The 26952-nt window shown below is 73.6% G+C and carries 29 protein-coding genes; 5 read left to right on the top strand and 24 right to left on the bottom strand.

The window, feature by feature from the left end:
• Positions 1-72 precede the first annotated feature (72 nt).
• The 9 genes from rpoN to kdsB form a co-directional block, all read right to left on the bottom strand.
• Positions 73-1578: an RNA polymerase factor sigma-54 gene (gene rpoN, locus AMPC_RS15510; RefSeq protein ID WP_248342321.1), complete on the bottom strand. Its 1506-nt coding sequence runs from the start codon at positions 1576-1578 to the stop codon at positions 73-75.
• Positions 1575-2345, bottom strand: a complete 771-nt coding sequence (lptB, locus tag AMPC_RS15505; protein WP_248342320.1) for an LPS export ABC transporter ATP-binding protein — start codon at positions 2343-2345, stop codon at positions 1575-1577. Before lptB ends, rpoN begins: the two co-directional genes overlap by 4 nt.
• Positions 2342-2863, bottom strand: coding sequence for an LptA/OstA family protein (locus AMPC_RS15500; protein WP_248342319.1), 522 nt, complete (start codon positions 2861-2863; stop codon positions 2342-2344). The genes lptB and AMPC_RS15500 overlap by 4 nt, the downstream gene beginning before the upstream one ends.
• Entirely contained in the window at positions 2860-3300 is a 441-nt protein-coding gene (locus tag AMPC_RS15495) for a hypothetical protein (RefSeq protein WP_248342318.1), read from the bottom strand. The genes AMPC_RS15500 and AMPC_RS15495 overlap by 4 nt, the downstream gene beginning before the upstream one ends.
• A gap of 172 nt (positions 3301-3472) precedes the next feature.
• Positions 3473-4441 carry a lysophospholipid acyltransferase family protein gene (locus AMPC_RS15490; protein ID WP_248342317.1) on the bottom strand — a complete coding sequence of 323 codons (969 nt, stop codon included), beginning with the start codon at positions 4439-4441 and terminating at the stop codon, positions 3473-3475.
• A gap of 143 nt (positions 4442-4584) precedes the next feature.
• Positions 4585-5052, bottom strand: coding sequence for a KdsC family phosphatase (locus tag AMPC_RS15485; protein WP_248342316.1), 468 nt, complete (start codon positions 5050-5052; stop codon positions 4585-4587).
• 251 nt (positions 5053-5303) lie between these two features.
• Positions 5304-6125 (bottom strand): 3-deoxy-8-phosphooctulonate synthase, encoded by an 822-nt coding sequence (gene kdsA / locus AMPC_RS15480; protein WP_248342315.1) that lies wholly within the window; start codon positions 6123-6125, stop codon positions 5304-5306.
• On the bottom strand, positions 6122-7789 hold the full coding sequence (locus tag AMPC_RS15475; RefSeq protein WP_248342314.1) for a CTP synthase: 1668 nt from the start codon (positions 7787-7789) through the stop codon (positions 6122-6124). The genes kdsA and AMPC_RS15475 overlap by 4 nt, the downstream gene beginning before the upstream one ends.
• Positions 7783-8535, bottom strand: a complete 753-nt coding sequence (kdsB, locus tag AMPC_RS15470; RefSeq protein WP_248342313.1) for a 3-deoxy-manno-octulosonate cytidylyltransferase — start codon at positions 8533-8535, stop codon at positions 7783-7785. The genes AMPC_RS15475 and kdsB overlap by 7 nt, the downstream gene beginning before the upstream one ends.
• Positions 8536-8709: 174 nt before the next feature.
• Here kdsB and wecB point away from each other — a divergent pair, with 174 nt between their 5' ends.
• A complete protein-coding gene (gene wecB, locus AMPC_RS15465) occupies positions 8710-9789 on the top strand; it encodes a non-hydrolyzing UDP-N-acetylglucosamine 2-epimerase (RefSeq protein ID WP_248342312.1) in 1080 nt (359 codons plus the stop codon).
• Positions 9790-9797: 8 nt separating this feature from the next.
• Here wecB and AMPC_RS15460 read toward each other — a convergent pair whose 3' ends face one another.
• On the bottom strand, positions 9798-10295 hold the full coding sequence (locus AMPC_RS15460) for a hypothetical protein (RefSeq protein WP_248342311.1): 498 nt from the start codon (positions 10293-10295) through the stop codon (positions 9798-9800).
• Positions 10296-10351: 56 nt separating this feature from the next.
• On the opposite strand from AMPC_RS15460, the gene AMPC_RS15455 reads away from it, so the two are divergent.
• A complete protein-coding gene (locus AMPC_RS15455; RefSeq protein WP_248342310.1) occupies positions 10352-11305 on the top strand; it encodes an RluA family pseudouridine synthase in 954 nt (317 codons plus the stop codon).
• On the opposite strand, the gene AMPC_RS15450 is transcribed toward AMPC_RS15455, so the two are convergent.
• The 5 genes from AMPC_RS15450 to rplU form a co-directional block, all read right to left on the bottom strand.
• Complete coding sequence (locus AMPC_RS15450; protein ID WP_248342309.1) at positions 11302-11853, bottom strand: hypothetical protein; 552 nt, start codon at positions 11851-11853, stop codon at positions 11302-11304. The genes AMPC_RS15455 and AMPC_RS15450 overlap by 4 nt on opposite strands.
• A gap of 124 nt (positions 11854-11977) precedes the next feature.
• Entirely contained in the window at positions 11978-12628 is a 651-nt protein-coding gene (locus AMPC_RS15445; protein ID WP_248342308.1) for a TrmH family RNA methyltransferase, read from the bottom strand.
• The gene (obgE, locus tag AMPC_RS15440) at positions 12625-13689 is read right to left on the bottom strand and encodes a GTPase ObgE (protein WP_248342307.1); all 1065 of its coding nucleotides are present in this window, start codon (positions 13687-13689) and stop codon (positions 12625-12627) included. The genes AMPC_RS15445 and obgE overlap by 4 nt, the downstream gene beginning before the upstream one ends.
• Positions 13690-13786: 97 nt before the next feature.
• A complete protein-coding gene (gene rpmA / locus AMPC_RS15435; protein ID WP_248342306.1) occupies positions 13787-14047 on the bottom strand; it encodes a 50S ribosomal protein L27 in 261 nt (86 codons plus the stop codon).
• 26 nt (positions 14048-14073) lie between these two features.
• Complete coding sequence (rplU, locus tag AMPC_RS15430) at positions 14074-14379, bottom strand: 50S ribosomal protein L21 (RefSeq protein WP_248342305.1); 306 nt, start codon at positions 14377-14379, stop codon at positions 14074-14076.
• A gap of 173 nt (positions 14380-14552) precedes the next feature.
• On the opposite strand from rplU, the gene AMPC_RS15425 reads away from it, so the two are divergent.
• Complete coding sequence (locus tag AMPC_RS15425; RefSeq protein ID WP_248342304.1) at positions 14553-14993, top strand: hypothetical protein; 441 nt, start codon at positions 14553-14555, stop codon at positions 14991-14993.
• On the opposite strand, the gene AMPC_RS15420 is transcribed toward AMPC_RS15425, so the two are convergent.
• The 8 genes from AMPC_RS15420 to AMPC_RS15385 form a co-directional block, all read right to left on the bottom strand.
• Positions 14990-15916 carry an ion channel gene (locus AMPC_RS15420; RefSeq protein WP_248342303.1) on the bottom strand — a complete coding sequence of 309 codons (927 nt, stop codon included), beginning with the start codon at positions 15914-15916 and terminating at the stop codon, positions 14990-14992. The two genes, AMPC_RS15425 and AMPC_RS15420, sit on opposite strands and share 4 nt — an antisense overlap.
• 116 nt (positions 15917-16032) lie before the next feature.
• Complete coding sequence (gene mtnA, locus AMPC_RS15415) at positions 16033-17049, bottom strand: S-methyl-5-thioribose-1-phosphate isomerase (protein ID WP_248342302.1); 1017 nt, start codon at positions 17047-17049, stop codon at positions 16033-16035.
• Positions 17046-17264 carry a hypothetical protein gene (locus tag AMPC_RS15410; protein WP_248342301.1) on the bottom strand — a complete coding sequence of 73 codons (219 nt, stop codon included), beginning with the start codon at positions 17262-17264 and terminating at the stop codon, positions 17046-17048. Before AMPC_RS15410 ends, mtnA begins: the two co-directional genes overlap by 4 nt.
• Positions 17264-18715: an Asp-tRNA(Asn)/Glu-tRNA(Gln) amidotransferase subunit GatB gene (gene gatB, locus AMPC_RS15405; protein WP_248342300.1), complete on the bottom strand. Its 1452-nt coding sequence runs from the start codon at positions 18713-18715 to the stop codon at positions 17264-17266. The genes AMPC_RS15410 and gatB overlap by 1 nt, the downstream gene beginning before the upstream one ends.
• Positions 18716-18719: 4 nt before the next feature.
• Complete coding sequence (locus AMPC_RS15400) at positions 18720-19178, bottom strand: hypothetical protein (RefSeq protein ID WP_248342299.1); 459 nt, start codon at positions 19176-19178, stop codon at positions 18720-18722.
• Between the two features lie 6 nt (positions 19179-19184).
• Positions 19185-20624, bottom strand: a complete 1440-nt coding sequence (gene gatA / locus AMPC_RS15395; protein ID WP_248346340.1) for an Asp-tRNA(Asn)/Glu-tRNA(Gln) amidotransferase subunit GatA — start codon at positions 20622-20624, stop codon at positions 19185-19187.
• 26 nt (positions 20625-20650) lie between these two features.
• On the bottom strand, positions 20651-20944 hold the full coding sequence (gene gatC / locus AMPC_RS15390; RefSeq protein WP_248342298.1) for an Asp-tRNA(Asn)/Glu-tRNA(Gln) amidotransferase subunit GatC: 294 nt from the start codon (positions 20942-20944) through the stop codon (positions 20651-20653).
• 11 nt (positions 20945-20955) lie between these two features.
• Positions 20956-21294: a TFIIB-type zinc ribbon-containing protein gene (locus AMPC_RS15385; RefSeq protein ID WP_248342297.1), complete on the bottom strand. Its 339-nt coding sequence runs from the start codon at positions 21292-21294 to the stop codon at positions 20956-20958.
• 293 nt (positions 21295-21587) lie between these two features.
• Between AMPC_RS15385 and AMPC_RS15380 the strand changes: the two genes are divergently transcribed.
• Positions 21588-24419 (top strand): FtsK/SpoIIIE family DNA translocase, encoded by a 2832-nt coding sequence (locus AMPC_RS15380; RefSeq protein WP_248342296.1) that lies wholly within the window; start codon positions 21588-21590, stop codon positions 24417-24419.
• A 60-nt stretch (positions 24420-24479) separates the two neighbouring features.
• Positions 24480-24920: a hypothetical protein gene (locus AMPC_RS15375; protein ID WP_248342295.1), complete on the top strand. Its 441-nt coding sequence runs from the start codon at positions 24480-24482 to the stop codon at positions 24918-24920.
• 382 nt (positions 24921-25302) lie between these two features.
• Here the strand turns inward: AMPC_RS15375 and AMPC_RS15370 are convergent, their stop codons facing one another.
• On the bottom strand, positions 25303-26583 hold the full coding sequence (locus AMPC_RS15370; RefSeq protein WP_248342294.1) for an HNH endonuclease: 1281 nt from the start codon (positions 26581-26583) through the stop codon (positions 25303-25305).
• Between the last annotated feature and the right edge of the window lie 369 nt (positions 26584-26952).

Genomic DNA, 26952 nt, shown 5'->3' with positions numbered 1-26952 from the left:
GGCGAAAGGCCCACGAGAAAAGCGTAACAGACCTCCGCCCGGCGATCACGGGCGGATTCGCCCCGGAGGGGGCTAAAAATACTTCTTACGCTTGGAGCTCGGCAGGATGCCCAGCACCTCGCGGTACTTGGCGACGGTGCGGCGGGCGATCTCGATCCCCTGCCCCTTCAGGATCTCCACGATCTTCTGATCCGAGTGGGGGTGCTTCGGGTCCTCGCCGGACACGATCTGGCGGATGTGGTTCTTCACCGCCTCGCTCGCGATCTCGTCGCCGCCGGTCTTGTTGATGGCGGAGTTGAAGAAGAACTTGAGCTCGTAGATGCCCTGCGGCGTGTGGACGTACTTGTTGGTGGTGACGCGCGAGACGGTGGACTCGTGCATCCCGATGTCCTCGGCCACGTCGCGCAGGATGAGCGGCTTCAGGTGGGCGATGCCCTTGTCGAAGAAGTCGCGCTGGAACTTCACGATCGACTCGGTGACCTTGTAGATGGTCCGCTGCCGCTGGTGGATGGAGCGGATGAGCCAGACCGCGCTGCGCAGCTTGTCCTGGATGTACTCCTTCGCCTCGCCGGCCCGCCCGTTCTTCAGGGCGGCGCGGTAGGTGCCGCTGATGCGCAGCTTCGAGAGCCCGTCGTCGTTGAGGACGGTCACGTACTTGTCGCCCATCTTGTAGACGTAGACGTCGGGCGTGATGTACTGCGGCTCCTCGCCGGAGAAGGCGCGCCCCGGCTTCGGCTCGAGGTGGCTGATCACCTTGACCGCCTTCACCACCTCCTCGACCGAGATCTTGAGGTCCTTGGCGATGGCGCCGTAGTTCTTCGACTCGAGGTGCTTCAGGTGGCGCTCGATGATCGCCACGATCTCGGGCGTGTCGGCGTTGAGCGCGCCCACCTGGATGAGCAGGCACTCGCGCAGGTCGCGCGCGGCGACGCCCAGCGGGTCGAAGGCCTGCACCCGGCGCAGCACCTTCTCCGCGAACTCCATCCCCATGCCCGACTCGAAGGCCACCCGGACCAGCGGGTCGCGCGACGAGCCGCCGTCCTCCTCGCCCTCCACCGCCGGCATCTTGAAGTAGCCGTCCTGGTCGAGGTTCCCGATGATGAGCATCGCCACCTTCTCCTCGTCGGGGGAGAAGTTGGAGAGCCGCAGCTGCCAGGTGAGGTGATCGACGAGGTCGCCCTTCTTGGTGAGCGTGGCCTCGTACCCCGGCAGCTCCTCGTCGGCGAGCCCGCGGTTCGACGGCGCGGTGTGGCCCTGGAGCTGGTAGTGGTCGAGGTACTGGTCCCAGTCGATCTCGTTGGCGCCCTCCTCGCCCTTCACCTCCTCGGCGCGCTCCGCCTCCTTGTGCACCGGCTCCGCCTCGGCCTGCTGCTGCTCGGCCGGGCTCGCGCCCTCGGCGCGGGAGTCCTCCTCGCCCTCGCCCGGGTCCTCGAGCAGGGGGTTCTCGGTGATCTCGGTGCGGATCAGGTCCACCAGCTCCATCCGCGAGAGCTGCAGGAGCTTGATCGCCTGCTGCAGCTGGGGGGTCATCACCAGCTGCTGCGTCATCTTGAGGTGCTGCTTGAGCTCGAGACTCATGGTGCGGGAGACCCCTCCGCGGCGTCGGTCGCCGGTTCAAGCCTGAAGCGTTCGCCCAGGTAGGCGGCGCGGGCGCGGGCGCTCGCGGCGATGTGGGCCGGGGTCCCCTCCTCGAGGATCCGCCCGGCGGCGAGGACGTACGCGCGATCGCAGATGTGGAGCGCCTCGCGGACGTTGTGGTCGGTGAGCAGCACGCCGATGCCGCGCGCCTTCAGGGAACCGATGAGCCGCTGCAGTTCTGCCACCGCGATCGGATCCACGCCGGCGAAGGGCTCGTCGAAGAGGACGTAGTGCGGGGAGGCGAGCAGGCTGCGCGCCACCTCGGCCCGGCGGCGCTCGCCGCCCGAGAGCTGCTCGCCCAGGCTCTCCGCCACCGCCTCGAGCCGGAACTCCTCGAGCAGCGCGCGGGCGCGGGCCTCGCGCTCGGCGCGGGCCACCCCGAGCGCCTCGAGCACGGCGGTGAAGTTCTCGCGCACCGTGAGCTTGCGGAAGATGGACGGCTCCTGCGGCAGGTACCCGAGCCCGAGCCGGGCGCGGCGGTGCATCGGCAGCCGCGTCAGCTCCCGGTCGCCGAGGAGCACCCGCCCCGCGTCGGCGGCCACGAGGCCGACCGTCATGTTGAAGCTGGTGGTCTTCCCGGCGCCGTTCGGCCCGAGGAGCCCCACCACCTCCCCCGGCGCGACCTCGAAGGAGACGCCGTCCACCACCTTGCGGCGGCGGTAGCTCTTCGCGAGCCCCTCGGCCCGGAGCGTGCGGGGCGCGGTCACTTCGCGCCCTCCCCCGCCGACCGCTTCTTGCGGCGGCCGGTCGCGTCGCCCTCGCCGGGCCGCTGCACCACCGTGCCCTTGGCCTTGGTCATGACGGCCCGGTCCTGGTCGAGGTCGTAGGTGAGCAGCTCGCCGTGCAGCACCGAGTCGCCGTCGTGCAGCACCGGGTGGCCCTCGCAGACGATGGTGCCCTTGGCGTCGTCGTAGGTGGCGACCTCGCAGGTGGCGAGCTTCTGCCCGCGGGTGAAGCGCACGTCGCCGGTGCAGACCGCGTGGCTGATCCGCCCCTCGGCGTCGTTGTCGGCGACGAGCCGCTTGCAGAGGAGGACGGAGTCCTCGCGGGTGAGCTTGACGAGCGGCCGCCCGACGAAGACCGCCTTGCGCTCCTTGTAGCGGTACTCGACCTCGTCGGCGGTCACGTGCACCGGGGGCGCCGCGCCGCCCGGCGGGGCCGCGCGCGGACCGGTGCGCGGGGCGCCCGCGAGGAGCGCCAGCGCGAGGGAGGCGGCGCCGATCACCTCGAGCCGCCCTCCCCGGCGACGAGGTGGGCCCGGCCGCCGATGGTGAGGGCGCGGGTCGTCGGGTCGAGCGCGTAGCCCTTGCCGGAGAGCTGGTACCCCTTGCCGAAGACCTCGACCTGCTCGTCGCCGCTCAGGAACCCGGTCCGGCTGCTGTAGCGGCCGGAGGGGCTCTCGATCCGCTCGGCGCCCTGGCTGGCCACCAGCCCGCCGGTGGCGGCGAAGTCGTGGGTGCGGAGGCTGCCGGTCATGCGGGCCGCGGTGACGCTGGCGGCAGGACGCCCCTCCGAGGGAGGGAAGTGGGCCACGACCTGCTCGGCCGAGAGCCCGGCGCTGCCGCGCTCCCAGGTGGCGCTCCGGGCGGTACCGGACACCTCGAGCTCGGCCCCGCGGAACACGCGGAACGAGAGCCCCTCGAGCTTCACTTCCGGTGTCACTCGCCGCGCCTCCGACTCTCGACCAGGGCCGCAACCGCTGCCGCCAACGCCCGTTCCCAGCGCCAGCGCCAGGGCCGCCAGCCGCGTCCAAATCCGCTTTTTCATAGCATTATTGGGCAGGGTCGATCTAGTGGCACAGCCCTTGCTACGGGACTTGCGCGAAGGAGGGGCGCTAGACCCCCGTCATTTCACGCGTTTTCGGCACCGCAATTGCTTGGGGGGTGTTTTCCCCGCCGGGGCGGGTCTTCCAGCGGTCGTGCATCCAGACCCATTCGGCGGGGTGGGCCCGGATCGCGTCCTCCAGGATCCGGGTGCACTCGAGGGTGATCCGCTGGACCTCGGCCTCGGGATCGGCCGGGTCGGGGTCGTACCCGACCTCGGTCAGCTCGAGCACGTGGCCCGGCCGGTCGCCGGCCCGGTGGCAGGTGCCGACCACCACCGGCGCGCCGAAGCGGAGGGCCAGGTCCGCCGCCGCCCGGGGGGTGAAGGCGAGCCGCCCGAAGAACGGCACGAACACCCCCTGCACCCGGGTGTCCTGGTCCACCAGGATCCCGAGCAGCTTGCCGGCGCGGAAGTTCCGGATGAGGGCGCGGGCGGTGGCCGGGTCCTCGCGCCACAGGGTGGCGACCCCGCCCTCGGCCCGGAACCGCTCCATGAGCGCGTTCACCCGCTCGTCGGCGCTCCGCCGCGCGATGACCGCGTTCGGCACGCCGGTGCGGCCGATGCGCCGGGCGAGGAGCTCCCAGTTGCCGACGTGGCCGGTGACGAAGACCAGGCCGCGCCCGCGCGCCATCGCCTCGGCCAGGAGCCGCTCGCCCGCGCCCGCGAAGGTGACGTACTCCTCGAGCCGCGCGTCGTAGGCGCGGACCGCGATCACCTCGAGGGCGAGCTGGGCGAGGTGGACGAGCGAGGCCCGCGCGATCGCCTCGTGCTCCTGGAGCGGCTTCTCCGGGAAGGCGCGGGCGAGGTGCGAGAGCATCTGCCGGCGCGTCTCGCCGCCGAAGCGGTACGCGAGCCGCCCACAGAGGGCGCCGAGCGCGAGCGCCCAGCCGAGCGGCAGCCGCGACAGGGCCCGCGCCAGGAAGCCGATGGCGGCGGAGCGGAGCCGCCGCCGCGCCCGCTTGTGCCAGGGGATCGACATCGGCGGCGGAAGCTAGCACGCCGCCGGACGGGGCGGGTACCGCGCGAACGTGGGGTTGCGCGGAGCGGCGCCGGAGGGCACGGCGCCACCAGGCCCCGTCTCCCGCTCCCGCGAAGCGGGGGAGGGCCGGGGCGGGGGCGCGCTCAGTACTCCCAGGCGCCCCGCGCCCGGAGCAGGAGCTCGCAGAGCTCGCGGACCGCCCCGCGACCGCCGCCGGCTCGCGCCACGAAGTCCACCTGGGCGAGCACCTCGGGGCGGGCGTCGGCCGGCGCGGCCGAGAGCCCCACCTGGGCGAGGAGGGCGAGGTCGTTCACGTCGTCCCCCATGTACGCCACCTCCTCGTCCGCGAGCCCGAGCCCGGCGCGCAGGTCGGCGTAGGCGGCGAGCTTGTCGCGCTGGCCGAAGACGAGGTGCGTGAAGCCGAGCTCCTCGAGGCGGCGCCGGGCGAGGCCGGGCCGGCCGGAGATGACGCCGAGGGCGAGGTGCGAGCGCAGCAGGACGATCCCGTGGCCGTCCTTCACGTCGAAGGCCTTCAGCTCCTCGCCCCGCTCCGAGTAGAAGAGCCGGCCGTCGGTGAGGACGCCGTCCACGTCGAGGAGGAGGAGCTTCACCTTCGCGGCGCGGGCGAGGAGCGAACGCTTCGCGTGGGCCGCGCCACCCCTCCCTGTCCCTCCCCCCCTCCGGCGGGGAGGGGAAGCGCTCGCCGCGCGCCGGGCCGTCCGGCGGCGAGGGGAAGAGCTCGCCGCGCGCCGAGCCGTCCGGCGGCGAGGGGAAGAGGGCTCAGTGGGGGGAAGGGGCGGAGCCGATCCACCCTCCCCCCGCGTGCGGGGGGAGGGCCGGGGAGGGGGGCCCCCCCGCCGCCTCACCGCTGCCCCAGCGCGCGGCGGATGGCGAGGACGTCGGCCAGCACCCGGTCGGCCTGCGCGAAGTCGAGCGAGTTCGGCCCGTCGCTCTTCGCGGTCGCCGGATCCTCGTGGACCTCCATGAAGAGCGCGTCGATGCCGGCCGCCGCGGCGGCGCGCGCCAGCGGCGCCACGTACTGCCGCTCGCCGCCGGTGACGTCGCCCCCGGCCCCGGGGAGCTGCACGCTGTGGGTGGCGTCGAAGCAGACCGGCACGCCGAGCTCGCGCAGCTGCGCGAGGCCGCGCATGTCCACGACCAGGTTGCCGTACCCGAAGCAGGCGCCGCGCTCGGTGAGGAAGACGTTCGGGTTCCCGGCCTCGCGGCACTTCCTCACCGCGTGGCGCATCTCGCGCGGGGCGAGGAACTGCCCCTTCTTCACGTTCACCGCCCGGCCGTGGCGGGCGCAGGCCATGACGAGGTCGGTCTGCCGGCAGAGGAAGGCCGGGACCTGCAGGACGTCCACCACCTTGCCGCAGGGCTCGGCCTGCCAGGGCTCGTGGACGTCGGTGAGGCAGGCGAGCCCGGTCTCGCGCTTCACCGCCTCGAAGATGGCGAGCCCGGCCTCGAGCCCCACGCCGCGGAAGCTCGCGACCGAGGAGCGGTTGGCCTTGTCGAAGCTGGCCTTGAAGATCACCGGGAGGCCGTGGCGCGCGGCGAGCTCCTTCACGCGCCGGGCGTGCGAGAGCGCCTGCGCCTCCGACTCGAGGACGCAGGGGCCGGCGACGAGCAGCAGCGGCTGCCTCTCGCCGACCTCGAAGCCGCCGGCCCGGATGGCGATCACCCCTGCTTGCCCACCTGGAGCTTGGTGACCGTGCCGCCCTCCCTGGCCCGCCGGTCGCGGTGCGCCAGCGCGGCGGCCACGAACCCGGCGAAGAGCGGGTGCGGGCGGAACGGCTTCGACTTGAACTCCGGGTGGAACTGGCAGCCCACGAAGTGCGGGTGGCTCGGGAGCTCGATCATCTCCACCAGGTTGAGCTCCGGGTTCACGCCGGAGAAGACCATCCCGGCCTTCTCGAACCGCTCGCGGTAGTCGTTGTTGAACTCGTAGCGGTGGCGGTGGCGCTCCTGGACGTCGGGGGCGCCGTAGAGCTCGCGGGCCTTGGTGCCCTCGGCGAGCCGGCACGGGTAGGTGCCGAGCCGCATGGTGCCGCCCTTCTCGGCGACGCTCTTCTGCGCCTCCATGAGGGTGACCACCGGGTGCGGCGTCTTCTCGTCGAACTCGAGCGAGTTGGCGTTGTCGAGCCCGAGCACGTCGCGGGCGTACTCGATGACCGCCATCTGGAGGCCGAGGCAGATGCCGAAGAAGGGGATCTTCTTCTCGCGGGCGTGGCGGACCGCCAGGATCTTGCCCTCGGTGCCGCGCACGCCGAAGCCGCCCGGCACGAGGATGGCGTCCACCTGGTCGAGCTCGGTGAGGTCGCCCTGCTCCAGCTTCGTCGAGTCGATGAACTGGTGGACGAGCCGCACGTCGGAGGCGATGGCGCCGTGCACCAGCGCCTCGTTGAGGCTCTTGTAGCTCTCGTGCAGCTCGACGTACTTGCCGACCACGCCGATGCGCACCTCGCCCTTCTTCGGGTGCGTCACCTTCTCCACGATCTGCTCCCAGCGGTCGAGGCGCGGGGCGCGGCTCCAGATGTTGAACAGCTCGGCGAGCTTGTCGTCGAGCCCCTCCTGGTGGAGCGACAGCGGCACCTCGTAGATGGAGGGCACGTCGCGCGCGGTGAACACCGCCGAGGGGTCCACGTTGCAGAAGAGCGCGATCTTGTCCTTCATCTCGCGCGAGATCTCGCGGTCGGAGCGGCAGAGCAGGATGTCGGGCTGGATGCCGATCTCGCGCAGCTCCTTCACGCTGTGCTGGGTCGGCTTGGTCTTGAGCTCGCCGGCGGCGGCGATGTACGGCACGAGCGTGAGGTGGGCGTAGATCACGTTCTCGTCGCCGACGTCGTACTTCATCTGCCGGATGGCCTCGAGGAACGGCAGCGACTCGATGTCGCCGACGGTGCCGCCCACCTCGACGATGATGATGTCGGCCTCGCCCGAGGCCTCGCGGATGATCGCCTTGATCTCGTCGGTGATGTGCGGGATCACCTGCACCGTCTTGCCGAGGTACTCGCCGCGCCGCTCCTTCTGGATGACGGCGTTGTAGATGCGCCCGGTGGTGAAGTTGTTCCCGCGGGTCATCTTGGCGCTGGTGAAGCGCTCGTAGTGGCCGAGGTCGAGGTCGGTCTCGGCGCCGTCGTCGGTGACGTACACCTCGCCGTGCTGGAACGGGCTCATCGTGCCCGGATCCACGTTGATGTACGGGTCGAGCTTGAGGTGGGTCACCGCGAGGCCGCGGTTCTCCATGAGCGCGCCGATGCTGGCGGCCGCGAGCCCCTTGCCGAGCGAGCTGACGACGCCGCCGGTGACGAACAGGTACTTGGTCTTCTTCGTCCTCTTCACCATGGATTACCCCTCTCGTCCCGGCCGGTGGCAAGGATCTCTCGGGCGCGGGCCAGGTCCTCGGGCGTGTCCACGCCCAGCCCGCGGTAGGTTGTGTCGACCACGCGGATGCGGTGGCCGTGCTCCAGCGCACGGAGCTGCTCGAGCGACTCCTCCTGCTCGAGCGCCCCCTGCGGCAGCGCGGCGAACGTCTCCAGGAACGCGGCCGTGAAGGCGTAGATGCCCACGTGGGCCCGGGCGAGCGCGGACGTCCCGCCCTCGCGCCGGTGCGGGATGCCGGCCCGCGAGAAGTAGAGCGCGTCGCCGCGGCGGTCCGTCACCACCTTCACCACCTGCGCCCGGTCGAGCTCACCCTCGTCCAGCGGGCGGGCGAGCGTGCCCATCTCGGCGCCGCTCCCGGCCATGGCCGCTACGAGCGTCGAGATGGCCTCGGGGGCGATGAGCGGCTCGTCTCCCTGGAGGTTCACGACGATCTCGGCCCTCGGCGAGAGCTGCCGCGCCGCCTGGGCGACGCGGTCGGTGCCGGTGCGGGCCGGACCGGTGAGGATGGCCATCGCGCCGCAGCCCTTCGCCGCGGCGGCGATGCGGTCGTCGTCGGTGGCGACGGCGACCACGTCCACCCCACGCGCGCGGGCCGCCCGCTCCGCCACGTGGCAGATGAGGGGCTTGCCAGCCAGATCCGCGAGGGGTTTCCCGGGGAACCGCACGGCTCCGTACCGGGCCGGAATGATGACGGCGACTCGTCTCAAACCGGGACCACTAAGTACGATGCCGGGGATCTCCCGTCAATCGCCCCCTGCCGAAAGTGCGCCCGCGCCGCGAGGGAGCGGCCGGGCGCGCGCCGGGGACGCGAGGGGCGCGGCGCCATCCCCCAAGGAAGGCACTCTCCCGACTGGCCCGCCGTCCCTAGCTTTTCGGGCGACATGCCGCTCGTGGTCCACGTCGTCGGCACCCGCCCCAACTTCATGAAGGTCGCCCCGGTGATGCGGGCCTGCGCGGCGCGGGGGCTCGAGCAGCGGCTCGTGCACACCGGGCAGCACTACGACGCCAGGATGTCGGACGTCTTCTTCGAGGACCTGGGCCTGCCGCCCCCGGACCTCCACCTCGGCGTCGGGTCGGGCAGCCACGCCGCCATGACCGCCCGCTGCATGCTGGCCTTCGAGGAGGCGCTCGGCCGCCTGCCGCCGCCGGACTGGGTGGTGGTGCCCGGTGACGTCAACTCCACGCTCGCCGCCGCGCTCGTGGCGGTGAAGGCCGGGATCCGGGTGGCGCACCTCGAGGCCGGACTGCGCAGCTTCGACCGGACCATGCCGGAGGAGCTGAACCGGGTCGCGACCGACCACCTCGCCGACCTGCTCCTCACCCCCAGCCCCGACGCCGACCGGAACCTGGCGCGCGAGGGGATCCCGGCGGCGCGGGTGGCCCGGGTCGGCAACGTGATGATCGACTCGCTGCTCGCGAGCCTGCCGGCGGCCCGCGCCCGCGAGGTGCCGGAGCGGCTCGGGCTCGCGCGCGGCGGCTACGCGGTGCTCACGCTGCACCGCCCCTCCAACGTGGACGACCCGGCGGTGCTCGCGCGCCTCCTCTCGGCGCTGGCGCGCGTGGCCGCGCGGGTGCCGGTGGTCTTCCCGGTCCACCCGCGCACGCGGGCGCGGCTCGAGGTCCCGGGGCTCGCCGGCCTCGCGGGCGCGCTCCGGCTGGTGGAGCCGCAGGGCTACCTCGACTTCCTCTCGCTCACGAGCGGCGCGGCCCTGCTCCTCACCGACTCGGGCGGGCTGCAGGAGGAGGCCACCGGCCTTGGCGTCCCCTGCCTCACGCTGCGCGAGAACACCGAGCGGCCCATCACCGTGGACGAGGGGACCAACACCGTCGTCGGCACCGACCCCGTGGCGATCGTGCGCGAGGCCGAGGCGGCGCTCGACGGGCGGGGCAAGCGCGGCCGCCGGCCGGAGCTCTGGGACGGCCGCGCCGCGGAGCGGGTGGTGGACGCGCTCCTGCGGTGAGGCGGCGGCTACCTGGGGGCGTCGGGCCGGGCCGCGGCGGGCGCCTCGCCGCCCCGGAGCAGCCGGCGGGCCACCTCGGCCAGCTCCGCCTGGAGCCGCTTCGTCCCGAGGGGCAGGTCGCGCTCGACGCTCCCGAGGACCCGCTCGTCCTTCACGCGCACCAGCACGAGCCGCGCCCGGTAGCGGCCCTCGCCCTGCTGGAGCTCGCCCCCGAGCACCCGCTCCACGCCGAGCGGCGCGGCGGCGCCGGCGAGGCAGTGGGCGTCGGCGCCGCAGGCGGCGAGCAGCTCGGTCCGCTCGCGCCCGAGCCGCGCCTCGGCGCGGTCCGGCCCGAGCACGGCGACGCCGTCGCTGGCGAGGGCGCGGGCGACCTCCTCGGCGGCGCGCCGGGCGCTGAAGGAGAGCTGCGGGGCGGCGCCGAAGGGCGCCACGCCGAGCGGCGGGGAGGCGGGGTCCGGGGCGGCGCCGAGGAGCAGCGCCGCGGCGAGGAGCGCGGGCGTCGTCATCTGCGGGCCAGCCTAGCAGCCGGCCCGGGGGCGGCCAATGGTATGTTCGCCGACCCATGTCCGAGGTCCGCGTCCGCTTCACCGTCGAGGAGAACTACGCCGGGTGGCGGCTCGACCGCTACCTTCAGGAGAAGATCCGGCGGCTCTCGCGGGCGCAGATCCAGCGGCTCATCGAGGAGCGGCTCGAGGCCGAGCCGGGGCGCTCGCTCAAGCCCTCGAGCAAGGTGAAGGCCGGCCTCTCCTTCGTGCTGCTCAAGCAGGCCGATCCCGAGCCCGACACGCCGCTCACGTTCGACGTGGCCCACGACGACGGCGCGCTCTTCGTGGCGCTCAAGCCGGCCGGGCTGCCGGTCCACCCGACGGCGCGCTACCACCACCACACCTTCACCGCGCTCGTGCGGGAGCGCTTCCCGGAGCGGAAGATCGACCCCGCCCACCGGCTCGACCGCGAGACCTCGGGGCTCCTCGCCTGCGGCGGCGCGCCGGAGCACACCGCGGCGCTGAAGCGGGCCTTCGCGCAGGGCAAGGTGAAGAAGACCTACCTCGCCCTCGCCCTCGGCGCCCCGGCCGAGGAGGACTTCCTCGTGGACGCGCCGCTCGCGCTGACGCAGGCCTCGGCGGTGAAGGTGCGCATGCACGTCGATCCGGCCGGCGCGCCGTCCGCCACCCGCTTCGAGGTGCTCGCGCGGCGGCGCACGCGCGACGGCGCGCCGGTCTGCCTGCTCGCCTGCCACCCCCGGACCGGCCGCCAGCACCAGATCCGCGCCCACCTGCACCACGCCGGGCTGCCGATGGTGGGCGACAAGATCTACGGCGCCGACGAGACCATCTTCGACCGGTTCACCAAGCGCGCGATGACCGACGCCGACCGCGCCGCCCTGCGGCTCGACCGGCACGCGCTGCACGCCTGGCGGCTCACCGTGCCGCACCCGGTCACCCGGGAGCCGGTGGCGCTCGAGGCGCCGTGGCCCGAGGACCTGCGGGACTTCTGGGAGGGGTGCGCGCCCTAGCGCCAGGCCGCCGCGACGGTCGGACCGTCGAGCAGCTCCTCGATGGCGCGCGCGAGCGCGGCCGTCTCGTCCCGGTCGGTCCAGGGCTCGAAGGCGGCGAGCCGGTGGTCTGGCCCGGCGAGCCCGACCGCCGGCAGCGGGAAGGTGCCGAGCCGCGCGTGCAGGGCGTCGCCGCGGTCCACGAGCACCGTGAGCCCCGGCGAGTCCCGGAGGAGCGCCCGGACCCGCTCCGGCCCATCCGCGGGCGAGACCACCGCGACGAGCCGCACCGGCTTGCCGGCCAGCGCGGCGCGGAGGGCGAGGAGCCCCTGGAGCGCCTCGCGCGAGCCCTCGTCGCCGGGGCGCAGGAAGAGGAACACGGTGGGGGCGCGGTCGGCGAGGAGCCGGACCGGCCGGCCGTCGAGCCCCATCAGCCGGGCGTCGGCGAGCGGGTCCCCGACCGAGACCCGCAGCGAGAACCGGCCCGCGGCGGCCGAGGCGGGGAGGGCGCAGAGGAGGGAGGCGAGGGCGAGGACGGCGAGGCGCGCCATGGCGACGGGGCGGAGCACGCGCCGTGCCCGCGCAAGGCCGCGAAGCCTCGGCAGCGCGGGCCGGGTGCGCCGCGACTCCGGCGCGGCGCGGCCCCAGCGACGGGCTCCGCCGCCGCACCCCCTCCGGGGAACCTCGGGGGGCTCAGCGGTCCCGGAGCGCCCGCGCGATCCGCGAGCGCTGCTTCACGGCCTGCACGTAGAACCGCTCCCGGAGCGCCCGGGCCTCGACCTCGGAGAGGTCGCCGTGGCGGCCGCGCTCCACGGTGCGGCGCTCCACCGCGCGGGCGAGGCTCACCGCCGCGGCCACCGACACGTTGAGCGACTGCACGAGGCCGAGCATGGGGATGACGTAGCGGGCGTGGCAGCGCGAGAGCGCCTCCGGCGACACCCCGGCGTGCTCGTTGCCGAAGACCAGCGCCACCTTGTCGGCGAAGGAGAGCTCCGCGAGCGGCACGGCGCCGTCGTCGAGGTGGGTGGCGTAGAGGGTGAACCCCTCGCCCGCGAGGTGGTCGAGGCAGTCGGCGGTCCGCTCCCACCGGCGCACGTCGAGCCACTTGTCGGCGTTCTGGCTGATCTTCTTGTTGCGATCGAAGGCCTTCATCACCCCCTCGATCACGTGGACCTGCTGCACGCCGAAGGCCTCGCAGGTGCGCAGCACCGCGTTGACGTTCTGCGCGTCGCAGAGCGCCTCCATCACCACGGTGAGGGTGCGGGTGCGGTTCGCCACCGCCCGGTCGATGCGCGCCTTGCGCTCGGGCAGGAGGAACTCGGCCTCCTCGACGGCGCGGGTCACCGCGCCGCCCTCGGCTTCCCCACCTTCTTGCGCGGGGCCGCCTTCTCGCCGCCCTCCCCGCCCCAGAGCACGCCGGCCACGGCGTCGAGGAGCGCGTCGAGCCCCTCGCCGGTGACCGCCGAGAGGGCGAGCACCGTCGGCTTCACCTTGCGGCGGGCGAAGAGCTTCTGGAACGCCTTCACCTGCTCGCGCGCCTCGGGGAGGTCCTGCTTCGAGAGCGCCACGATCTGCGGCTTCGTCGCGAGCTCGGGCGAGTAGAGCTTCAGCTCGCGGTTGATCGACTCGTAGTCGGCCTTGGGGCTGCGCCCCTCGCCCGGCGCGGCCGGATCCACGAGGTGCACCAGCACCCGGCAGCGCTCCACGTGGCGCAGGAACTGGTGGCCGAGCCCGGCGCCCTGGTGCGCCCCCTCGATGAGCCCCGGGATGTCGGCCACCACGAAGCTGCGCTCGTTGCGCCACGAGACCACGCCCAGGTTCGGGGTGATGGTGGTGAACGGGTAGTCGGCGATCTTGGGCTTGGCCCGCGAGATGCGGCTGATGAGGGTGGACTTGCCGGCGTTCGGGTAGCCGATGATGCCCACGTCGGCGAGGAGCTTCAGCTCGAGCTGGAGGTTCTTCTCCTCGCCCGGCGTGCCCGGCTCGGCGTACTTGGGCGCCTGGTTGGTCGAGGTGGCGAAGTTCATGTTGCCGAGGCCGCCCTTGCCGCCCTTGGCCACCACGAACCGGTCGCCCACCGCGAGATCGGCGAGCACCTCGCCGGTGCCGAGGTCCTTCACCACCGTGCCCGGCGGGACCTTCACCTCGAGCGGCGCGCCGTCGGCGCCGTTCTGGTCCGACCCGCGCCCCTTCTCGCCGTTGCGGGCCTTGTGCTCGCGGACGTAGCGGAAGTCGAGCAGCGTGGAGAGCTGCGGATCGACCACCAGCACCACGTCGCCGCCGTTGCCGCCGTCGCCGCCGGCCGGGCCGCCGCGGGGGATGAACTTCTCGCGCCGCCAGGCGATGGCGCCGTCGCCGCCGTCGCCGGCCTTCACGTAGATCTGGACCTGGTCGACGAACTTCACGCGCGCACCGCCTTCATCGGAGGGACCCCGGAAACGCAGACGCCGCGGCGCCCCTTCGAAGGGCCCGCGGCGTCGCGCCGGCTGCTCTGCCCGAGGCCTAGGAGGCCTTGGGGAGCACCGAGACCACGCGGCGGTCGCCGCGCTTGGTCTCGTACTTCACCTCGCCGTCGATCGTGGCGTAGATGGTGTAGTCACGCCCCATCCCGACGTTGGCGCCGGGGTGGAAGAGCGTGCCGCACTGACGCACGATGATGTTGCCGGCGAGCACCTGCTCGGAGCCGTACACCTTGACGCCGCGGCGCTGGCCGGGAGAGTCACGGCCGTTGCGCGAGGAGCCCTGTCCCTTTTTGTGAGCCATTTGCTTCTATCCTTCCTTGGCGGCGCCTAGGCGCGGACCGCGGTGATGCGGACCTCGGTGAACGGCTGGCGGTGGCCGCGCTTCTTCGTCCAGCCTTCCTTCTTCTTGCGGAAGTTGATCACCTTCTTGTGCTTGCCGTGGGAGACGACCTCGCCCTCCACCGCAGCGCCCTCGACCACGGGGCGGCCGACCTTGGCCTCGCCCTCGCCGCCGACGAGCAGCACGTCGAACGTGAGCTTCCCGCCGACCTCGGCCTCGACCTTCTCCACCTTGAGACGGTCGCCCTCGGTCACGCGATACTGCTTGCCGCCGGTCCTGATCACCGCGTACATCGGATGCTCCTTGGATTTCCTTGGGAGTTTCGCCGACCTGGCAACCTTTCGCGCCAACGCGCGGCCGAGCCGGTTCTCCGGAAGGGCGGTTCTATACGATCGCCGCGCCGGGGCTGTCAAGGATTCCGGCCCCTTGATCGCACGTGGGGGAGTCGAGGTAGCCTCCCCAGATCATGGGACACTCACTCAAGCTCCTCCTCCTGCCTCCCCTCGCGGTCCTCCTCCTCTCCAGCGCCGCCGAGGCGCAGGTCAACGTCGCCGTGCAGCTCGGCGTACCGGTGCCGGTCGCCCCTCCCCTGGTGGTGGTCCAGCCGGGCGTCCAGGTGATCGAGAACTCCGATCAGGAAATCTTCTTCCACCGCCGCTACTGGTGGATGCGGCAGGACGGCCGCTGGTACCGCGCCCGCGACCGGCGCGCCGGCTGGGTGGTGGTCGAGGACCGCGCCGTCCCGGCGCCCATCTACCGGCTGCCGCCCGGCCAGTACAAGCACTGGCGCAAGGAGGAGCGGAAGGAGGCGCGGCGCGAGGAGAAGCGCGAGCGCAAGGAGTGGAAGCACGAGGGGCACGGCCACGGCGAGGGACACGGCCACGGCCACGGCCACGATCGGGACTAGCCGGTCGAGCCCGGGGACGGCCAGCTGAGCGTCCCCGGCTCCGTGTCGTGGAAGCGCCGGTAGTCGATGGTCCGCACCCCGCTCTCGCCGAAGGCGAACAGGTCCACGAAGCGCCGCCCGAACAGGATGGCCTCCGGCCGGTAGGAGTGACGGGCGTGGACCGTCTGCGAGAGGCTCTCGTCGAAGCCGATGAGGGTGACGATGAGGTCGGTCTCGCTCTCGCGGCAGAGCTCCGCCGAGCTCCCGTAGAAGGGGCTCCCCGGGTCGATGGGGTGGATGGCCGTCCAGGAGATGGCGAACATCGGCGACTGGCTCCGCCGCAGCGCCAGGTCGCGCACCCGCCGCACCCGCTGCCCCTCCGCCGTCACCTCGTCGCGCACCAGCGAGAGGTGCACCTGGGCCTCCACGATCTGGTTGGCGCGGGCGTTGGCCATCCGGAGCATGAGCGAGGGGACCCCGTCGTAGTCGCTCACCACCACCACCTCGCTGAAGAGCACCCGCGCGCTCGGGCGGGCGAACTTGGCGAAGAAGAGGCTGGTCATGAAGGCGAGCGCGAAGAGGCCGCTGAAGGCCTCCAGGGCCACGAGGACGTGGGCGCCGAGCGACACCGGGGACATCCGGCCGTAGCCGATGGTGGCCATGGTCTGGATGCTGAAGAAGAAGGCGTCGCGGAAGGAGCCGGGGCGCGCCCCCTCCACGCCGCCGCAGGTGAAGTACCCGACCGCGAAGAGGCCGTTCGCCCCCAGGAACACCGCCAGCGCGAGCGAGATGAGCCGCGGCCAGGAGGCGGTGAGCAGGTGGTGGTAGGCGTCGAGGAAGGGGTGGCGGGGGATCCCCAGCACCTCGATCTCGCGCCCGGCCCCGTACTCCGACCGCATCCGGCCGACCCGGTCGCCGATCGGGGTGGTGCGCTCGCGCCGCATCCGGTCTTCCTAAGCGGCGGGCGCGCGGTTCGCCCCACTGCGCCCGATCGCCCGGGAGGAGCCCACGTCGCCCCCTCCCCGCCGGCGGGGAGGCCCGGCCAGGAGCCCCGCGCCGCTCAGGCGCCGGCGAGCCGCCGGAGCGCCGCGGCGAGGTCGCCGTCGGCCACCCCGCGCTCGGTCACGATCGCGGTCACCAGCGCCGCCGGCGTGACGTCGAAGGCCGGATAGCGCGCCGGCACGCCCTCGGGGGCGATGAGGGCGCCGTTGATCCGCACCACCTCGTCGGCGCCCCGCTCCTCGATGGGGATGTCGGCGCCGCGCGCGGTGGCGAGGTCCACGGTGCTCCAGGGGGCGGCCACGTAGAACGGCAGCCCGTGGTGGCGCGCCAGCACCGCGAGCGCGTAGGTCCCGATCTTGTTGCAGACGTCGCCGTTGGCGGCGATCCGGTCGGACCCGACCACCACGCAGGAGATCTCGCCCCGCTGCATGAGCCAGCCGGCCATGCCGTCGGTGAGGACCGTCACCGGGATCCCGTCGCGCTGCAGCTCCCAGGCGGTGAGCCGCGCGCCCTGGAAGAAGGGGCGGGTCTCGTCGGCGAAGACGGTGACGGGGTTCCCCGCCTCCACCGCGGCGCGCACCAGGCCGAGGGCGGTGCCGTAGCCGGCGGTGGCGAGCGCGCCGGCGTTGCAGTGGGTGAGCACCCGCGCGCCCCGCGGGAGGAGCGGCGCCCCGAGCGCGCCCATGCGGCGGCAGGAGGCCTCGTCCTCGTCCCGGATGGCGTGCGCCTCGGCGAGGAGCGCCGCCGGCCCGGCCTCGAGCCGGCGGGACATCCGCGCCACCGCCCAGGCCAGGTTCACCGCGGTGGGCCGGGCCGAGGCGATGAGCCGCGAGGCCTCGCGCAGCCGCTCCGGGGAGGCGCCGCGCCGGGCCTCGACCGCCACGCCGTAGGCCGCCGCCACGCCGATGGCCGGGGCGCCGCGGACGGCGAGGGTCCGGATGGCGTCCGCCACCTGCTCCGCCGTCTCGAGCTCGAGCCAGGTCTCCACGGCCGGCAGCTTGCGCTGGTCGAGGAGCCGCACCCGGTCGGCGGCGTCGTCGTAGCCCACCGGGCGCAAGGGTTCGCGGGGGGTCATTCGTCGTCCTTCCGTGGCCCGAGCACGCCCGAGGCGCGCAGGGCGAAGTAGGCCGCCGCAGCGGCCGAGAACAGGGCGCCGGAGGCCCGGCCGTCCTTCCAGAGCGCCGCCGCGATGGCGGCGCCCACCGCCGCGAGCGCCCAGAGGAAGGCGCGCGACGGGCCGCCGGCCGAGCCGGCGCCGGCGGGACCGGCGCCCCAGCCCGCCCAGGCCATCAGGCGCCCCCGAGCTTCTTCTCGAGGAGCGCGTTCACCACCGCCGGGTTGCCCTTGCCGCGCATGCGCTTCATCACCTGCCCGACGAAAAAGCCGATGAGCTTCCGGTTCCCGCCCCGGTAGCGCTCCACCTCGACCGGGCTCGCGGCCAGCACCTCGTCCACCGCCGCCTCGATGGCCCCCTCGTCGGAGACCTGCGCGAGCCCCTTCTCCTTCACCACCGCCTCGGGGTCGCCGCCCTCGCGGAAGAGCACCTCCAGCACCTGCTTGGCGCCGGGGCCGCCGAGCGTGCCCGCGTCGAGGAGCCGGAGCAGGGAGGCGAGCGCCGCGGGGGCGAGCTTCCAGTCGCGCGGCGCGAGGCCGGTCTCGTTGGCGAGCCGGGCCACCTCGCCGTTCACCCAGTTGGCGACCTTCTTGGCCCGCTCCGGCCCGCCGCCGTACGCCGCGAGGGCGGCGTCGAAGAAGCCGGCCACGCCGGCGTCGGCCACCAGCACCCCGGCGTCGTAGGCCGAGAGCTGCAGCGCCTCGCGGTAGCGGGCGGCGCGGGCGCGCGGCAGCTCCGGCAGCGTCCCCCGCACCCGCTCCACGAAGGCGGCGTCCACGAGCAGCGGCGGGAGGTCGGGCTCGGGGAAGTAGCGGTAGTCGTGCGCGTCCTCCTTGCTGCGCATGGCCCGCGTCTCGCCCCGGTCCGGGTCGAAGAGGCGGGTCTCCTGCTCCACCTTCCCGCCCGCCTCGACGAGCTCCACCTGCCGCGCCACCTCGTACTCCACCGCCTGCTTGAGATAGCGGAAGGAGTTCATGTTCTTGATCTCGCAGCGCTGCCCCAGCGCCGCCTGCCCGCGCGGCCGGACGCTCACGTTGGCGTCGCAGCGGAACGAGCCCTCCTCGAGGTTCCCGTCGTTCACGCCGAGGGCCATGAGGATCGCGCGCAGCTCCTTGAGGTAGGCGACCGCCTCGTCCACCGAGCGCAGGTCGGGCTCGGAGACGATCTCGAGGAGCGGCACGCCGGCGCGGTTCAGGTCCACCGCCGAGCCGCCGAGCGCGTCGTGCACGCTCTTGCCGGCGTCCTCCTCCATGTGGATGCGGGTGAGCCGGATCCGCTTCGGGACCCCGTCCACCTCGATGTCCACGCCGCCGCCGAGGCAGACCGGCAGCTCGTACTGGCTGATCTGGTAGCCCTTCGGCAGGTCCGGGTAGAAGTAGTTCTTCCGCGCGAAGACGCTCTTGGGCTGGATCTCGCAGCCGAGCGCGAGCCCGGTGCGCACCGCGAACTCCACCACCTCGGCGTTGAGGCGCGGGAGCACGCCCGGGAGCGCCAGGCAGACCGGGCAGACGTGGTGGTTGGGCTCCGCGCCGAAGGCGGTGGAGCAGCCGCAGAAGATCTTGGTCCGGGTGAGGAGCTGGGCGTGCACCTCCAGCCCCATCACCACCTCGAAGTCGGAGACGGGCATGTCGCTATCGCACCATTCGCCCCGGGCCGGCCATGGGAACGTCGGGCAGGTCGGCCATGAGGGCCCAGCGGCTCGGGCTGGGGTAGAGGGTGAGGACGCCGAACTGGCAGAGGACGAACACCCCCACCAGCCGCGGGTCCGCGGAGGCGACGCGCGCCAGGAGCGCGAAGGCCCCCGCGCCGGCGCAGAGCGACCAGCCGACGAGCAGGCGCGCCGTGGCGACCACCTCGGGCCGCCCGCCGGCCTGGCGCGGCGTGATCCGGAGCGGCAGGTGGCGAGAGAGCACCACCGCGGCGGCCGCCACCGCCACCGAGACCCAGAACAGCCAGGGGGTGGCCCAGGCGGCGACGCGCGGGGGCACCGCCAGCGTGAGGGTGGTGACGAGGAACGCCGCCGACATGCAGAGCATGCCGGTCCAGATCCAGACCGCCACCTGCCGCGGGGCGCGCCGGTCGAGCGGCATCTTCGGCTACACCCCCGCCGGCGCGGGCAGCGGGCCCTGCTCGCGCTCCAGCGCGCGGGCGGCGCGGAGCAGCGTCGCCTCGTCGAAGGGGCGGCCGACGAGCTGCAGCCCCACCGGCAGCCCCTGCCCCTCGTGCAGGCCGCACGGGAGCGAGAGGCCGGGGAGCGCCGCCAGGTTGCAGGGGATGGTGTAGATGTCGGCGAGGTACATCTGCAGCGGGTCGTCCACCTTCTCGCCGAGCCGGAAGGCCGCGGTGGGCGTCACCGGGCCGGCCACCACGTCGCAGCGCGCGAAGGCCTCGTCGAAGTCGCGCCGGATGAGCGTGCGGACCTTCTGGGCGCGCAGGTAGTAGGCGTCGTAGTAGCCGGCGCTGAGCGCGTAGGTGCCGAGCATGATGCGCCGCTTCGGCTCCGGCCCGAAGCCCTGCTCGCGGGTCTCGGCGTACATCTCCTTGAGCGCGGAGGCCTTGGCGCGCAGGCCGTAGCGCACGCCGTCGTAGCGGGCCAGGTTGGAGGAGGCCTCGGCCGGCGCGATGAGGTAGTAGGCCGCCACGGCGTACTTCGCGTGGGGCAGCGAGACCTCGACGAGCTTCGCGCCGAGCCGCTCGTAGGCGGCGAGCGCGCCGCGGACGGCCCGCTCCACGCCCGGCTCGAGCCCCTCCTGGAACCACTCGCGCGGCACGCCGACGCGCAGCCCGGCGGCGCCGCCCTCGAGGCCGGCGAGGTAGTCGTCCACCGGCCGGGTGCTGCTGGTGGCGTCGCGGGGGTCGTGGCCGGCGACGGCGCCGAGCAGGAGCGCCGCGTCGGCGACGGTCTTGCCGAACGGGCCCGGCTGGTCGAGCGAGCTCGCGAAGGCGATGACGCCGAAGCGCGAGACGCGGCCGTAGGTCGGCTTCACCCCCACCACGCCGCAGAAGGCGGCCGGCTCGCGGATGGAGCCGCCGGTGTCGGTGCCGAGCGTGCCGAAGACCTGGCGCGCCGCGACCGCCGCCGCGCTGCCGCCGGAGCTCCCGCCCGGCGTGCGGGCGAGGTCCCAGGGGTTGTGGCAGGGCTTGTAGGCGCTGTTCTCGTTGGACGAGCCCATGGCGAACTCGTCCATGTTGAGCTTGCCGAGCGAGACCGCGCCGGCGGCCTGGAGCCGCTCCACCACCGTCGCGTCGTAGGGCGGGACGTAGCCCTCGAGGATGCGCGAGCCGGCGGTGGTGGGGACGCCCTGGGTGAGGAAGATGTCCTTCAGCGCCACCGGCACGCCGTCGAGCGGCCCGCGCGCGTCGCCGCGGGCGCGGCGGGCGTCGGAGGCGCGGGCGGCGTCGAGGGCCCGCTCCGGCGTGACGGCGAGGAAGGCCCCGAGCCGCCCGTCGGTCTCGGCGACGCGCGCGAGCGCCGCCTGGGTGAGCTCGAGCGAGGAGACGGTCCGGTCGTCGAGGGCGGCCGCCGCCTCCTGGATCGATCCCGAGAGAAGCTCCGCGGCGCTCACTCGATGATCCTCGGCACCTGGAAGGCGGTCCCCTCGCGCGCCGGGGCGGCGGCGAGCGCCAGCTCCGGGTCGAGCGACGGCGCGGGCTCGTCGGGGCGCAGCGCCCCCACCTCGCCCTGGGCGAGGGCGTGCGTCATCGGCTCGACCGCCGAGACGTCGAGCGCCTCGAGCTGCTTCACGTGGTCGAGGATGGCGGAGAGCTGGCCCTGGAAGAGCCGCTCCTCCTCCGCCGAAAGGCGCAGCCGGGCCAGGGAGGCGACCCGGCGCACCTCCTCGAGTGACAGCGACATCGGGCGCTCCCTCACTTCACCGGGTGGTGGGTCTCGGCCTTGAACCAGTTGAGGATGGCGCCCATGACCGGGTGGCGGTCCCGCTCGATCTGCTCGAGCTCGCCCTGGTCGAGGAAGATGCCGTTGCAGGCGAAGCAGACGTCCACGTCCACCTTCCCGTACTTCACCTCGGTCATCTTCAGGCCGCACTTGGGGCAGTGCATGTAGTGCAGGTCCTTCAGCCGCTGCAGCTCGGCGGCGGCCGTCTCCTGCTTCACCTGGAGGGCGATCCGCCGCTTCTTCTCGGCGTCTTCCTTGACGAAGTACTCGTCCTCGGTCTGCGAAGGCGTCGTGATTCCCCTGTCGGACATGCGCGCTCCTCGTGCGGGCGTCGGGTCGATGTGGGGCCGTCCGGACTCTCGCCGGAGGGCCTCCCCCTCCTCATACCTCAGCCCGGCGGCGATGCGAGGTTTCATAACGGCCATCCGCCGCTCGCGCCCGGCGGGGATGTGGCCGGGATCACGGGGGATCCGGCCCGCCGGCCCGTCCGTCGCCGCCCCTCGCCGGGCCGGCCGGAAAATGGCTTTTCGGCCACCCCCCGATACCATCTGGCATCGCTGGCCGCAGGATCCGAAAAAGGCCACGCATCAGGAAGGGTTGGGCGATGGGCAAGGGGAAGAGCCGCAAGGAGAAGGACACCGCGAAGCGGGGCGAGCGCGCCGAGGGGGCGCGCGGCACCGGGATGAAGAAGGACATCGCGGCGGTCCTGCTCTTCACGGTGGGGCTCGCGCTGTTCCTCGCGCTCGTCAGCTTCTCCTCGCAGGACCGCCTGTTCCTCGACCGGGGGCTCCCGCCGGCGGGCAACCTCTGCGGCAAGGTCGGCCACTACGCCGCGCTGGGGCTCTACGGCGTCCTCGGCTTCTCCGCCCTGGTGCTGCCCATCGCCGTCTGCACCGGCGCCATCCGGCTCTTCCGCGACGCGCCGCGCCGCCTCACCGCGGTGGCGGCGGCGGCCTACGCGGTGCTGACCCTCGCCGTCGCCACCCTGGCCCAGCTCTTCCTCGGCCGGACCGAGCTCGCGAGCTTCCCCGCCGGCGGCGCGGTGGGCCGCGTGCTCTGCCGCAACGCCGAGGCGCTCTTCGGCGCCGTCGGCACCGCCCTCGTGGTGGGCGCCTGCGCGGTGGTGGCCCTCATCCTCGCCGCCGACCTCGACGTGGTCGCGGCCGCCGCCGCGGTCGGCCGCGCGATGCGCGCCCTGGGTGCCTTCCTGTTCCACCAGACCCGCGAGGCGGTGGACCGCCACCGCGAGGCCGTGGCCGAGCTGCGGGAGGCCGAGGCGGCCGAGAAGGCCCGCCGGGCCGAGGAGGAGGCCGCCGACGAGGAGGCCCGCGCCCGCGCCGCGGTGGCGCTCGCCGCCGGCGCCGTGGAGGTCGCGGCGGAGGAGGGGCCCGCCGGCGACGACGATCCGGCCTGGGCGCGCGAGCTCAACACCGCGCCGCTCCCGCCAGAGGAGCCGAAGGAGAAGCCGCGCCGCAAGAAGAAGGAGGACGCCTGCGAGGCGCGGCCGCTCGTGGTGGTGGCGCCGGCCGAGGCCGCCGCGCCCGCCGAGGAGCCCGCGGCGGCCGCCGAGCCCGCCGCGAACGCGCCCGCCGCCGAGCCGGCGCGCCCCGAGATCGTGCTCTCGGCGGCCATGCAGGAGAAGAAGAAGCGCAAGAAGGAGGACGAGAAGGAGGAGCCGTCCTTCGCCTACACCCAGTCCGGCGCGGTCTTCACCCTCCCCGCCCTCGGGCTCCTCGACAAGCCCGAGGTGGTAGAGAAGGAGGTGGACGAGGGCGGGCTGCAGCGCACCGCCGGCATCATCGTCGCCACCCTCAAGACCCACGGCGTCGAGGGGGTGATCCGCCACATCCGGCCCGGCCCGGTGGTGACGCTCTACGAGTTCAGCCCGGTCGCCGGCGTGAAGCTCGCCAAGATCGAGAACCTGGACAAGGAGCTCACCATGGCCCTGTCCGCCACGCGCATCCGCATCATCGCGCCCATCCCGGGCAAGGGCGTGGTGGGCATCGAGGTGCCGAACCGCGACCGGGCCACGGTGTTCCTGAAGGACGTGCTCGAGTCGGAGACCTTCGCCCACGCGGGCGGCCTGCTCCCGCTCGCGCTCGGCAAGAACATCGAGGGCATCCCCTACTGCGTCGACCTGCAGCGGATGCCGCACCTGCTCATCGCCGGCACCACCGGCTCGGGCAAGTCGGTCGGCCTCAACACCATGATCCTGTCGATGCTCTACCGGCAGGCGCCCGACCAGGTCCGCATGATCATGGTGGACCCGAAGATGACCGAGCTCTCCATCTACGAGGACATCCCGCACCTGCTCCTGCCGGTGGTGACCGACCCGCAGAAGGCCACCCGGGCGCTGCAGTGGGCGGTGGACGAGATGGAGCGGCGCACCCAGATCCTGGCCGACACCGGCTCGAAGGACCTCAAGAGCTACAACGCCAAGGTGGAGAAGCAGCGGGCGCAGGGCACGCTCTTCGAGGAGGCGGAGCTCGCGCCCCGGCCGAAGAAGCTCGTGGTGGTGGACGTCGCCCAGGGCGAGACCGAGGAGGAGGCCGAGGCGCGCCTCGCCCGCGAGGCGGTGGACGCCGCCGGCGGGACCGCCGCGCCGGGCCGCCCCGCCAGCGAGGTCTTCGCCGCGCGCGACGCGGCCTCCATGGGCGAGCCGCCGCCGGAGTTCGAGCCGATCGAGGCGAGCGCCGAGTACGAGGACCCGACCGCGCCCCCGCCGGACGATCCGGTGGCCGCCCGCGACCAGAAGAAGCAGCCGCAGAAGCTGCCGTACATCGTGGTCATCATCGACGAGCTCGCCGACCTCATGATGACCGCGCCGCGCGAGGTGGAGATCTCGCTCGCCCGCCTGGCGCAGAAGGCCCGCGCCACCGGCATCCACCTCATGGTGGCGACGCAGCGCCCGTCCACCGACGTGGTGACGGGCATGATCAAGAACAACTTCCCGGCCCGCATCACCTTCCGGCTCGCCAGCCGCCACGACTCGGCCACCATCATCAACGGCCCCGGCGCCGAGAGCCTGCTCGGCGACGGCGACATGCTGGTGCTCACCGCGACCCAGCCGGTGACCCGCGTCCAGGGCGCCTTCGTCTCCGAGGGCGAGATCGAGCGGGTGGTCTCCTTCCTCAAGGAGCAGGGGCGCCCGGTCTACGACCCGTCGATCCTCAAGGCCCGCGACTCGGGCGAGGGGGCCGGCCGCGGCGAGGACGAGGACGATCCGGTCTACGACCAGGCGGTGGACCTCGTCTCGCGCATGGAGGAGGTCTCGGTCTCGAAGCTCCAGCGCGAGATGCGGCTCGGCTACAACAAGGCCGCCAAGATCATCGAGCGCATGGAGCGCGAGGGCGTGGTCGGCCCGCCGAACGGCGTGAAGCCGCGGCAGGTGCTGGTGCGCCCCATCGGCGAGGCGCGGGCGGAGACGAACGTCTAGCGCGGCGCCCGGGTCCGGCGTCCCCGGGCAGCGCGCGCCGCGACCGGGTATGCTCCCGCCGTGCCCCTCTTCTCGAAGCGCCTGCCGCACCTCTTCCCGCGCAAGGACCTCGTCACCCTCGTCGCCCCCACCTACGCGGCCGCGATGTCGGTGGACGAGGAGGAGGCGCGCGAGCGGCTCGCCCTGGCGCTCGCGGCGCCGGAGCTCCTCGAGGATCTCCACTGGGGGATCTCGGAGGCGCTCTTCGACCAGCAGGGCCCGCGCACCAGCGAGGACGCCCTCCTGGATCGGATCGCGAAGGCGATGCAGGAGCGCGGCGGCAAGGTGAAGGCCGCCGCGGCGGGCCCGGCCCTCTCGGCGGTGCTCGTCCGGGTGAACCTCGAGCTCGGGCTGGCGCCGGAGGCCCTGCGGGCGACGCTCCAGTCCGAGAAGGGCAGCGCCGCGCTCGACGCCGGGCTGCGCGAGCTCGGGGCGCACCTCGTGAAGTCGCTGCTCCGCTGAGCCGGAGCCGCGCGGCGCAGGTAGCCGCCATCCCGTTCACGGAGCGCCTTCCGCCGTGCCTCTCTGTCAGTGGTCGGGGCGCGCGCACTCCGGCTCCGGCGCCGGCCAGCGCGACGGGGCCAGTCTGCTTCGACCGCGGCCCTGTCCGGCGAGCCGCCTTCGGGCCAGGACGACGAGGGGAGGGTCGCGCGCGAGCGCTCCCGCGAGCTCGGCGGCGGCGCCGCCGCCTCGCCGGGCGGAGCCTGCACGCGCGAACGCGGGGGCCCGTGCGACGAGGCCGCGCCCGCGAGGTGAACAACCCTCACGGAAGCTCGCCGCATCGCGCCCGGTGGGAGGGACCGGCCGGGTGGAGCACGGAAGGCCCGCCCCGCCGAGCCATCGGTCAGGTCGGGCCGAACGCGAACGATGAGGGAGTGCTGGCCGTTCTCGCCGTTCCCGGGGACGGTGGCTTGGCCTCGCGGCGGCGCTCGCGGGGGGTGCTCGCCACTCCCGGGGAAGGCGCCTTGGCACCGCGGAGGCGCTCGCGCGCTAACCGGGCCTCGGCGACCCGTCGGGCGACGTGCTCGCGGCCGAACTCCTGCTCCGTCGCGAGCCCGTGGTGGGCGGTGCAGCGGAGGCAGAGGTTGTCGGCCGACCCCTCCCCGCCCTTCGCGAACGCGACCCGCTGGTGGTGGAACTCGAGCCTGCGGCGCGCCGGGCAGCGCCGTCCGTCCTCGGCGACAAAGGTGCACTGATTCCCGTCGCGAAGCGCCACCTCGCGCCGGACGTGGTGGGGAATGTGCCGTGAGCCCTCGGTCGCCGGGGCGGACCTGGGCGCGCGCGGCGTTCGGGTCTCGGCGAACTTCCGCTTGCGAAGCTCCCGGACCAGGAGCTCGAGCGCGCGGTCGACCACCTCGGCGAGATCTCCGGCCGGCATCTGATGGCCGAGCAGGTCCCGGGCCTCCTCCAGCCGGTCGCGGGTCTGGCGAGAAATGGTGAGCTGGAGCCTGTAGCGCTCGGGCGCGAGCGGAGCGAGCACGGGGCGCGGAGGAGGAGGCGGCGCGACGACCGGTGCGGAGGGCGCGAGCGCAGCGGGGGGAATGCGGCGCGACGGCGCTTCGGGCGCAATGAGGAGTGATGGCGCTTCGGGCCGAGGGAGAAGCGAGGGCGCTTGCGGCGGAGCGACAAGCGGCGGCGCTTCGGGCGGCGCCGATGGCGCGAAGCGCGGCAACGGGCTCGGGAGCTTGCGCAGCGCCGCGGGCACGTCCGGCCGGGGGAATCGCTCGGCGAGGAGCTCTTCGATGTCGCGCTTGCTGCGGTGGACCGCGGCGTCGAGGAGGGCTCCGTGGTTCTCCTCGGTGAGGTGCTGCGCAAGGAGGCATACGGCGGAGAGGTGGAGCCTGCCGTCGGCGAGCATCTCCAGGACGGCAGGGAAGCGGCGCGCCGTACGGGCGGCGTTGATGCGCTTGTAGGCGGCCTCGTCGGCGAGGTGGAGCACGCCCACGCAGTAAGCGTGCATCGAGGGACAGGCGTGGTCGCGGTAGAGCCTGCGAGCATCGACCTCGGCGAGGTGCGCGACGACCTCGGCGGTGACCTCGCGCTCGCGCCGGACGAGCGAGGTGAGGGCCTCGAGGAGCGCGCGGTCGGACAGTGCGGTCAGGTCGAAGGAGAGCGGAGCGTTCATGGACTCCGTTGTACCAGCGGTTTTCGAGCCCTCCGGGAAGGGGTCTGGGCGGTCCGTGGCCGGGCTTTCCCGGAGCAGCCTCCGCGCTCCCTCGGACACGGCGGGCGCGCCGCGCAGGGGAAGCCGGATGCGTCCGGAGGGGCCTGCCCAGCGCGCGGGACCGCCGCGAGGCGGAAAAGCCCGCGGCCCTGTCAAGCGAACACGGGGTCCGGATTGGGTGCATGGGTAACGAGATGGATCGGCAGCAGGCGACACAAGCTGCGGGAGCTTCCGGCACGAGCTTTCCCCGGGGACGGCTGGCCGATCCTCCTCGCGGGCGCGGCCTCGTTTCGCGCGCCCCTGGCCCCGTGCGTTCGGACCCGTCCGGCG

Origin of the sequence: Anaeromyxobacter paludicola, from assembly GCF_023169965.1 — a bacterium.
Lineage (GTDB): Bacteria > Myxococcota > Myxococcia > Myxococcales > Anaeromyxobacteraceae > Anaeromyxobacter_B > Anaeromyxobacter_B paludicola.
Note: the sequence above shows the minus strand (reverse complement) of the source record. Positions and strands in the feature narration are given on the sequence as shown.

What these genes read in the sequence shown, in the direction of transcription:
- rpoN (WP_248342321.1), bottom strand. Translation starts at nt 1,578, where the DNA reads ATGAGTCTCGAGCTCAAGCAGCACCTCAAGATGACGCAGCAGCTGGTG.
- AMPC_RS15490 (WP_248342317.1), bottom strand. Translation starts at nt 4,441, where the DNA reads ATGTCGATCCCCTGGCACAAGCGGGCGCGGCGGCGGCTCCGCTCCGCC.
- AMPC_RS15475 (WP_248342314.1), bottom strand. Translation starts at nt 7,789, where the DNA reads ATGGTGAAGAGGACGAAGAAGACCAAGTACCTGTTCGTCACCGGCGGC.
- wecB (WP_248342312.1), top strand. Translation starts at nt 8,710, where the DNA reads ATGCCGCTCGTGGTCCACGTCGTCGGCACCCGCCCCAACTTCATGAAG.
- AMPC_RS15460 (WP_248342311.1), bottom strand. Translation starts at nt 10,295, where the DNA reads ATGACGACGCCCGCGCTCCTCGCCGCGGCGCTGCTCCTCGGCGCCGCC.
- AMPC_RS15455 (WP_248342310.1), top strand. Translation starts at nt 10,352, where the DNA reads ATGTCCGAGGTCCGCGTCCGCTTCACCGTCGAGGAGAACTACGCCGGG.
- rpmA (WP_248342306.1), bottom strand. Translation starts at nt 14,047, where the DNA reads ATGGCTCACAAAAAGGGACAGGGCTCCTCGCGCAACGGCCGTGACTCT.
- rplU (WP_248342305.1), bottom strand. Translation starts at nt 14,379, where the DNA reads ATGTACGCGGTGATCAGGACCGGCGGCAAGCAGTATCGCGTGACCGAG.
- AMPC_RS15425 (WP_248342304.1), top strand. Translation starts at nt 14,553, where the DNA reads ATGGGACACTCACTCAAGCTCCTCCTCCTGCCTCCCCTCGCGGTCCTC.
- AMPC_RS15420 (WP_248342303.1), bottom strand. Translation starts at nt 15,916, where the DNA reads ATGCGGCGCGAGCGCACCACCCCGATCGGCGACCGGGTCGGCCGGATG.
- mtnA (WP_248342302.1), bottom strand. Translation starts at nt 17,049, where the DNA reads ATGACCCCCCGCGAACCCTTGCGCCCGGTGGGCTACGACGACGCCGCC.
- AMPC_RS15410 (WP_248342301.1), bottom strand. Translation starts at nt 17,264, where the DNA reads ATGGCCTGGGCGGGCTGGGGCGCCGGTCCCGCCGGCGCCGGCTCGGCC.
- gatB (WP_248342300.1), bottom strand. Translation starts at nt 18,715, where the DNA reads ATGCCCGTCTCCGACTTCGAGGTGGTGATGGGGCTGGAGGTGCACGCC.
- AMPC_RS15400 (WP_248342299.1), bottom strand. Translation starts at nt 19,178, where the DNA reads ATGCCGCTCGACCGGCGCGCCCCGCGGCAGGTGGCGGTCTGGATCTGG.
- gatC (WP_248342298.1), bottom strand. Translation starts at nt 20,944, where the DNA reads ATGTCGCTGTCACTCGAGGAGGTGCGCCGGGTCGCCTCCCTGGCCCGG.
- AMPC_RS15385 (WP_248342297.1), bottom strand. Translation starts at nt 21,294, where the DNA reads ATGTCCGACAGGGGAATCACGACGCCTTCGCAGACCGAGGACGAGTAC.
- AMPC_RS15380 (WP_248342296.1), top strand. Translation starts at nt 21,588, where the DNA reads ATGGGCAAGGGGAAGAGCCGCAAGGAGAAGGACACCGCGAAGCGGGGC.
- AMPC_RS15370 (WP_248342294.1), bottom strand. Translation starts at nt 26,583, where the DNA reads ATGAACGCTCCGCTCTCCTTCGACCTGACCGCACTGTCCGACCGCGCG.